Raw genomic sequence first — 8,105 nt, 5'->3', positions numbered from 1 at the left:
CCCCTGCCATAGCCTGACAGGTAGTGCACCAGTTAGCATAAAACTCAATTAACGTTGGTTTGCCATTCTTCAGGGCAATTTCTAGGGGAATTGAGCGAGCAGCCAAAGCATCTAGAGATACCGTTGTGGTTTGAGTGCGTAATCCTAGAAAGACCGCTACACTAAGGACTATTGCCACAATTACAATCAGCAAGTTGCGGACAGTCTGGCTTAAGGGAAGTTCACTAGCTGATTCGTGGTTAGGTTGAGGGGAAGCGGGGTTAGATGTCATGGTTACGATCCTCTAGGTGGTCGTCTGAAGTTTACCAATAGTTGGATTTAGTTGGATTCAGTTAAATTTTGCAGTTGTGATGTTAGGCCTCTACTACTGTAACAAACTGTGAAAAAGCGCGTCACGTTAACCTTTCCTCAGCGATCGATCCAAATGCCGGTCACGTACTTGCTGGCCAAGGACTTTAACGTGGCTGCTAGTATTATTCGCGCCCATATTGCTCCTAATCAGATCGGGAAGCTCGTGCTGGAACTAGCCGGAGATATTGATCAACTGGATGCAGCGATCGACTGGATGACCTCTCAGGGCATTGGGGTCTCCCTAGCTAGCCGTGAAATTTTAATTAACGATGACACCTGTGTGCACTGTGGTCTGTGCACTGGAGTCTGCCCGACAGAGGCATTGACCCTGGATCCTAAAACCTTTCGGCTGACCTTTTTGCGATCGCGCTGTGTAGTCTGTGAGCAGTGCATTCCCACTTGCCCAGTGCAAGCAATCTCCACAAATTTTTAGTCTAGAGGCTGGCTTACGGGAATGTCACAGCAATGCTACCAATTCCGAGATTAAGTCCGCTACAATAGGCTACGAGTTCTGCTGCGGCGTTGGTGACTGCCAACATTGTTTTATGATCTATGCTTGTTGAATATGGGCACCTTAAAGGCGCTGATGGCAGTAGACCGGACTTGTATCCGGAAACTTTAAGTCAGACTATCGGTACCCACCTGGATTTATCCAGGTCAAAAACTGAGGTAAGACGGCGTTGCGGGGAACTCATTTCAACCTTGTTCTTTAGTCTGTTTACGTTAGTTGCTGCGGTAGGGTTGATCGCAGATTGGTGAGGCGATCATGCCCGACTCGGCGAAATACTCTAGCAGCAGGTGATGGATGAAGATGTAACCGCCACCTACCTTTGGCAAACAGGTTAAGTCTGTAGCGTAGTTGAGAAAACGGGCATAGTTCCAGGGGATGAGTTCATTGCTATCCATTGCTATAGAGTACTAATCGTAGGGTAAGGTGCTTGAGGCAGGCTTCTCCAGCTCCAAACATGCCAAACAGTAATCCGATGATTACTCTAATCAGAATGGGGATTTCAGCCGCTAGTGCCGTTAGTCCTAAACCTAGCTCACCCATGACAGCAAAGATGGCAGCATTTTTGAAGGATTGTCGAATGTCCTGGTTGGGAACGGTTTCCATGGAGATGCTAGGCCCCATCAGAAGCAACACAAATGCAAGACCAATATCCATGCCAGCGATCGGCCTGTAGATCGAACTAAAGAAAAAGCCCTCTGACATGTTGGAAATATAACCACAGGCAATACTCAATCCCAACTTGAGGGATTGGCGAGCTTTTTTGCCAGACCATTTTAGGGTTTCGACGGTATTGATTTGGCAGAGTGGGGAGTATAGGGGGTGAGATCGCAAACAGAACTAGAAGCTCGTTTATCAGTCTAGTACCACTTCTCCATACCATGGCTACGGATAGCTTGTAGTAAGGACTTAAGTCCTGATTACGAATTAATAGTTACGAACTAATAGGTTATGTCGCTGGCTTTTGGAGAATTGGTGAGTGTCGTAACATTAGTACTGAGTGCGCCCGACGCAGTTTTCTAGGGCAGCGATCGCCGCATTAGCCCCAGCAATAATGTCACGTTCTTCGCCCCCTAGGTAGAGTCGCCCAAAACTACCCACTGCCGAGATTTGCAAGATGTTAATCAGGGCTGCTTTTTCAGCTTCGTTAGCGGCAAGGGCCGCATAGGTAGCGGGTTCCATTTCCAAGACATAGAGGGTTTGACCGCTAAGCAACATTTGTCCAGGGCGAGCGCGGTTGATTAACTGGGCATGGTGGGGATCAATGTTACGGATGATCTGACTGGATAGGATGCGAGGTTTGCGGCAGTCATGCTGCTTAGCACCGATCGCCGCTAGCACAGCCTCCCCTGCGATCTTTGTTTCACCTTGGTTACTGGAGTGCACTTCTAGCAAGCCATACAAACGTTCTACAATCTGCACCGCCGGTCGCACCACTGCTGCCTTTAGGGCTATGTCCATTAGTCGATTAATCTCAATGCCAGGAGAAATTTCTAGCCACAGGGAGGCATCGCCAGGTAAGGGCAAAAATCCAGAGGAAACGGTGCCAATATACGCCGCATGTTGCGGTTGCAGACGATCGAGATAAACATAGCTGCGTAACTCAACACCCAAAGCGCCTAACTCCTACTACTAAAGGTTTAGGTAATAAAAGGCTTAGGGAATAAACGTCTGAGTAATCCGCCGCATGGCCTCCTCCACATTCTCTCGACTGTTAAAAGCAGAGATGCGGAAGTAGCCTTCCCCAGCCGCTCCGAAACCGGAACCCGGTGTACCCACTACATGGCAATTGTGCAGCAACTTATCAAAAAAGTCCCAGCTAGAGAGGCCATTGGGGGTTTTAACCCAGACATAGGGGGCATTTGTGCCACCATAGACCTGCAAACCTGCAGCGGTTAGATGCTCACGAATCAGTCGAGCATTATCCATATAAAAGCTGACTAGTGCCTTAATCTGCGCTTGCCCCTCAGGGGAATAGACCGCTTCAGCTCCCCGCTGGACAATGTATGACACCCCATTGAACTTCGTGGATTGGCGGCGGTTCCACAGTTTCCACAGTTCCACATCAGACTGATCGGCAGCCTTAGCCGTCAAGCCCTTGGGCACAACGGTGAAAGCACAGCGGGTACCGGTAAATCCAGCATTTTTGGAGAAAGAGCGAAATTCAATAGCGCAGTCTCTAGCTCCTGGAATCTCGTAGATGGAATGGGGCAAGGCAGGGTCGGTGATGAACGCTTCGTAGGCAGCATCAAAGAAAATGATGGAACCGTGGGCGCGGGCATAGTCTACCCAGGCCTGTAAATGCTCTCGGCTGGCAGTAGCTCCAGTAGGGTTGTTGGGGAAACAGAGATAAATGAGGTCTACCTTCTGGCTGGGAATCTGGGCTGTGAACTGATTGTCGGCAGTAATGGGTAAATACACCAAGCCGCTGTATTCACCGTGGTCGTTGGCCTCGCCCGTGTGCCCTGCCATTACATTGGTATCTACATAGACGGGATAGACCGGATCGGTAACGGCGATCGTATTGTCATGGCCAAAAATGTCCAAGATATTGCCTGTATCGCACTTGGAACCATCGGAGACAAAGATCTCATCGGCACTAATGTCACACCCATGGGCTTGAAAATCATGGGTAGCAATTTTTTCTCGCAGCCAACCGTAACCCTGCTCAGGGCCATAGCCCTTGAAGGTAGCACGATCGCCCATCTCTTCTACAGCGGCAATCATTGCTGCGCGGCAAGCAGCGGGTAGCGGCTCAGTGACATCCCCAATCCCCAAGCGGATAATCGTTGCTTCGGGATGTGCCTCGGCGAAAGCATTTACCCGGCGGGCAATCTCCGGGAATAGGTAGCCAGCCTTTAGTTTCAAATAATTGTCGTTGATGGTTGCCATGGTGGTTATGGGTTACTGGTCATTGAGCATCGATCTTGTCATTGGTCACTGCATCAACAACGGATTAGCAAGGGACATCATGACACAGAACAAATATTTAGCTTACAGCAACAGGCGATCGTCCTAACCATGCACCCGCCCTAGGCACTGAAGTATTTGGCCACAGGATGGTGGACGATGATGGCGGTCGTAGACTGTTCTGGGTAAAGCTGCTCACTCTCATCCATGGATAGGCCAATGCGATCGGCCCCTAAAAGTTCTAACTGTTTGTATTGATCTTGAATGTTAGGACAAGCTGGATAGCCAAAACTATACCGTGATCCCCGATAGCGCTGTGCTAGCATGTCGCGAATGTTATCAGGCTCCTCGCTGCCAAACCCTAGCTCTTTACGAATGCGGGCGTGGAGCCATTCTGCCAAGGCCTCTGCCATCTGCACCGCCATGCCGTGGAAGTAGAGATAGTCAGTATATTGGTCAGACTGGAACAGTTCTTTGGCCACTTGGGTGGCAATGTCTCCCATGGTCACTGCCTGCATGGGGAACACATCAAACCGACCTTGTTCAATGCCCAGTTCCTTCGGTAAGAAAAAGTCGGCAATGCAGAGACGACGCATGGATTTTTGGCGCGGGAAGGTAAAGGTGGCGATCGGTTCCGTAACGGCAAATTCACCCGTAGCTGCCATCTGGGGATCGTAGAGATACAACGAGTTCCCTTCTGCTAGACAGGGAAAATAGCCGTACACCGCTTGGGGATGGAGCAGGTTTTCTGTCGCAATCCGTTGTTGCCAGCGGTGCAGGATAGGATACACCGTCTCTTGCAGCCAAGCATCGTAATCGGCACGAGATTGCTCACGGGGCTTGCGATATTGCCACTGGCCAGCAAATAGGGCCTGCAAGTCCAAATGCCAGTACAGTTCCTCTAGGGGAATGTCGGCTGGGTTGAGGATTTTGGTGCCCCAAAAAGGAGGGGTAGGACGATCCACCTCGATCGCAACTGCTTCTGAACGGCGCTCATCAACCACAGAGAGGTCATCTGTAGGTTCCTCGCTACTAGTCGCTGGCTCATCAGTGCTGGAAGACTGGTCTGAATCGGTTTGTACCTGAGTAGTCACCGTGCCATTTTCATCCAAGAAGCCCCGAAAATCATCCCACAGTCCTGCTGCTTTCGCAGGCATGAGTCGATCCATGAAGTGCAAATCAGCAAAGGCATCCTTACCGTAAATCACCTGACCTTTGTAGGTATTTTGACAATCTTCATAGACAAACTTAGGGGTAAGGGCAGCACCGCCCAGAATCACAGGCACGGTGATTCCCCGCTCATTAAACACCTCTAGGTTCTCTTTCATAAAAGCTGTGGATTTCACCAACAGGCCGCTCATGGCGATGCAGTCAGCATGGTGTTGCTCATAGGCTTCAATGATGGCATCAACGGGCTGCTTGATCCCCAGGTTAATTACCCGATAACCATTGTTGGTGAGAATGATATCCACCAGGTTTTTCCCAATGTCGTGAACATCACCCTTGACTGTTGCAATCACAAAAGTGCCCTTGGCTTGGCCACTATCAGCTTTTTCCATGAATGGTTCTAGGTACGCAACAGCAGCTTTCATGGTTTCTGCCGATTGCAATACAAAGGGCAACTGCATCTGTCCAGAACCAAACAGCTCCCCCACTACTTTCATGCCATCTAGCAAAAAGGTGTTGATGATTTCCAAAGGTGGATACTGTTCTAGGGCGATCGCTAGGGCATCATTTAAGCCGATGCGCTCACCGTCAATAATGTGGCGTTTTAGGCGCTCTTCGATCGGCAACTCAGCCAGAGATGATTTTTGGCGGGCATCCTTAGCAGACTTACCTTCAAACAGCTTGGTGAGGGCAGTTAGGGGGTCGTAGGTGCAAATATCTCCTTGGAACTGACGCTGGTCGTAGATTAGTTGCCGACAGACTTCTTGCTGCTCTGGCTCAATTTTAGCTAGGGGCAGGATTTTGCTGGCACTGACGATCGCTGCATCCATTCCCGCCTGGACAGCTTCATGGAGGAACATGGAATTGAGGACAATCCGGGCTGCTGGGTTCAAGCCAAAGGAAATGTTGGATACCCCCAGAATAATATGACATCCAGGCAGCTCAGCACGAATCCGGCGAATAGCCTCGATCGTAGCCTTGCCATTCCCTCGGTCTTCTTCAATACCCGTCGAGATAGGAAGTGCTAGGGGATCAAAGAAAATTTCATGGGCAGGGATACCAAACTCTAGGGCATCCCGGTAGGCACGCTGGGCAATCTGAAACTTTTTGTCTGCGGTGCGAGCCATGCCCTCTTCGTCGATCGTTCCCACCACAACCCCAGCACCATACTGCTTTGCCAGCTCCAAGACCTTGAAGAAGCGTTCCTCGCCATCTTCATAGTTAGTCGAGTTCAACAGGCACTTGCCCCCCGCTACCTTCAACCCTGCTTCCATTTTTTGCCATTCCGTGGAATCGAGCATCAGGGGAAGCGTTGTGTTCGTTACTAGCCGAGATACTAACTCCCGCATATCGCGCACGCCATCCCGGCCTACATAGTCCACGTTCACATCCAGCACGTGGGAGCCTTCCCGCACCTGCTCCCGCGCCATCGCCAGCAAGCCATCCCAGTCTTCAGCGTTCAACAGTTCCCGGCATTTTTTGGATCCACTAGCATTCAAGCGTTCCCCCACAATCAGGAATGAGTTGTCTTGGTTGTAAGGCTGGGCGCTATAGATGGATGCAGCAGCAGGGGTGTAGTGAAATATTGGCCGAAGTTCGGAGGTAGTGGTATAGGTGCGCACATTGCGGGGTTTGGGTTTGAGGCCCTTGGCTAGTTCTGCTAATTGGGCAATGTGGTCAGGACGGGTGCCACAGCAACCACCAATCACCTGCACACCCCAATCTTCCACAAACCGATGTAGGGCTATCCGTAGTTCCATGGGGGTGAGTTTGTAGTGGGCGTGACCACCGATGTTCTCCGGCAGCCCTGCGTTGGGAATGCAAGAAATAGTGAAGGGGGCGTGATCTGTGAGGTATTTAATGTGGTCAGCCATGCGATCGGGGCCAGTTGCACAGTTTAACCCCAGAATGTCGATCGGGTAAGGTTCCAGGATAGCCAACACGGCACTGATATCAGTGCCAACAAGCATGGTGCCTTGTACTTCCATCGTCACTGACACCATTAATGGACGGCGCTCACCTTTTTGAGCAAACACTGCTTCGATGGCATTCAGGGCGGCTTTAATTTGCAATACATCCTGGCAGGTTTCTACGGTGAATAAATCCACACCGCCATCGTAGAGTCCCTCGGCTTGGACGGTGAATGCTGCCTTCAGGGTGTCGTAATCGATATGTCCTAGGGTAGGCAGCTTGGTTCCTGGCCCTATGGATCCAGTTACAAAACGAGGCTTGTCTGGGGTAGAAAATTCAGCAGCAACACGCTTTGCTAGTTCAGCCGCTGCCTTATTCAACTCGTAGGCTCGATCGCCTAGCCCGTATTCTGCCAACACAAAGGTGCTGCCCCCAAAGGTGTCGGTTTCGATAACATCAGCTCCCGCTTGCAAGAAGTCTCGGTGTACCCTAGCAACAGCTTCAGGCTTGGTAATAACCAGATACTCGTTACAGCCTTCATACTCTGCTCCACCAAAGTCCTCAGCAGTCAGGTTTTGCGCCTGAAGATTGGTGCCCATTGCCCCATCAAAAACAATCACAGGCCGATCGGGATGATGCAGTCGCTCAAGGAAGGGATGAGTCATGGCTGTTACGTAACAACTGTTTACATAAATGACATTATTATGCCCTGAACTGCTGATGAGACGCTAGGTTGATTTCTGTGGGTTTGAGACATTGGCACCTTGGCGGGCAATCTGGTGATTTAAGATAAAACTGTGGAGATGATGACAATTCAGCCCATGACGATCACCTCTGGCAAGCTACAGACTAGCACTATACGTCTCCCCATGACCCTTGAGGAGTACCTGAACTATGACGACGGCACGGAGACTCGCTATGAACTGGTGGATGGGGTGCTAGTGGAAATGGGGGCTGAGACTGATCGCAACGTGTTAATTGGCCTATTCCTGCTAGTCACCTTTTCCCGATTGCTGCCTTTAGCCCAACTTCGCCGTGGCACAGAATTGGAAACGCCTAGAAGTAAGGCAACGAGCCGATACCCCGATTTGATCGTTTTAACCGAGGCAGGATCCGCAGCCTTAGTGGGTGATCAGCGATCGCTCATTACCTTAGAAATGCCTGCCCCAGCGTTGGTGGTAGAAGTAGTCTCCCCTGGTGATGAAGAGAGTGACAACTACCGTCGAGACTACATCGAGAAACGTCAGGAATATGCAGC

Annotated in this window: 8 protein-coding genes and 1 other RNA gene; 3 read left to right on the top strand and 6 right to left on the bottom strand. The window is 50.5% G+C overall.

Annotation, left to right across the window (positions count from 1 at the left end; translation table 11 throughout):
- On the bottom strand, nt 1-271 hold a 271-nt coding region (locus NZ772_01085; protein ID MCS6812160.1), incomplete at its 3' end, for a thioredoxin domain-containing protein.
- A gap of 108 nt (nt 272-379) precedes the next feature.
- Here NZ772_01085 and NZ772_01080 point away from each other — a divergent pair.
- Nucleotides 380-784, top strand: a complete 405-nt coding sequence (locus NZ772_01080; protein ID MCS6812159.1) for a 4Fe-4S binding protein — start codon at nt 380-382, stop codon at nt 782-784.
- A 75-nt stretch (nt 785-859) separates the two neighbouring features.
- Nucleotides 860-1,044, top strand: a non-coding RNA gene (gene ssrS / locus NZ772_01075) — 6S RNA.
- 30 nt (nt 1,045-1,074) lie between these two features.
- Here the strand turns inward: ssrS and NZ772_01070 are convergent.
- The 5 genes from NZ772_01070 to metH form a co-directional block, all read right to left on the bottom strand.
- Nucleotides 1,075-1,257 carry a hypothetical protein gene (locus NZ772_01070; protein ID MCS6812158.1) on the bottom strand — a complete coding sequence of 61 codons (183 nt, stop codon included), beginning with the start codon at nt 1,255-1,257 and terminating at the stop codon, nt 1,075-1,077.
- On the bottom strand, nt 1,250-1,693 hold the full coding sequence (locus tag NZ772_01065; GenBank protein MCS6812157.1) for a hypothetical protein: 444 nt from the start codon (nt 1,691-1,693) through the stop codon (nt 1,250-1,252). The genes NZ772_01070 and NZ772_01065 overlap by 8 nt, the downstream gene beginning before the upstream one ends.
- Before the next feature lie 156 nt (nt 1,694-1,849).
- Nucleotides 1,850-2,473 carry a hypothetical protein gene (locus NZ772_01060; protein MCS6812156.1) on the bottom strand — a complete coding sequence of 208 codons (624 nt, stop codon included), beginning with the start codon at nt 2,471-2,473 and terminating at the stop codon, nt 1,850-1,852.
- A gap of 42 nt (nt 2,474-2,515) precedes the next feature.
- A complete protein-coding gene (locus NZ772_01055; protein ID MCS6812155.1) occupies nt 2,516-3,751 on the bottom strand; it encodes an LL-diaminopimelate aminotransferase in 1,236 nt (411 codons plus the stop codon).
- Between the two features lie 140 nt (nt 3,752-3,891).
- Nucleotides 3,892-7,512 (bottom strand): methionine synthase, encoded by a 3,621-nt coding sequence (gene metH / locus NZ772_01050; protein ID MCS6812154.1) that lies wholly within the window; start codon nt 7,510-7,512, stop codon nt 3,892-3,894.
- Nucleotides 7,513-7,650: 138 nt separating this feature from the next.
- On the opposite strand from metH, the gene NZ772_01045 reads away from it, so the two are divergent.
- On the top strand, nt 7,651-8,105 hold a 455-nt coding region (locus NZ772_01045; GenBank protein ID MCS6812153.1), incomplete at its 3' end, for a Uma2 family endonuclease.

Source organism: Cyanobacteriota bacterium, from assembly GCA_025054735.1.
GTDB lineage: Bacteria > Cyanobacteriota > Cyanobacteriia > SKYG9 > SKYG9 > SKYG9.
This window is presented reverse-complemented; position numbering and strand designations above follow the sequence as displayed.

Coding starts and splice junctions, on each gene's coding strand:
- NZ772_01055 (MCS6812155.1), bottom strand. CDS start 3,751: ATGGCAACCATCAACGACAATTATTTGAAACTAAAGGCTGGCTACCTA.
- NZ772_01070 (MCS6812158.1), bottom strand. CDS start 1,257: ATGGATAGCAATGAACTCATCCCCTGGAACTATGCCCGTTTTCTCAAC.
- metH (MCS6812154.1), bottom strand. CDS start 7,512: ATGACTCATCCCTTCCTTGAGCGACTGCATCATCCCGATCGGCCTGTG.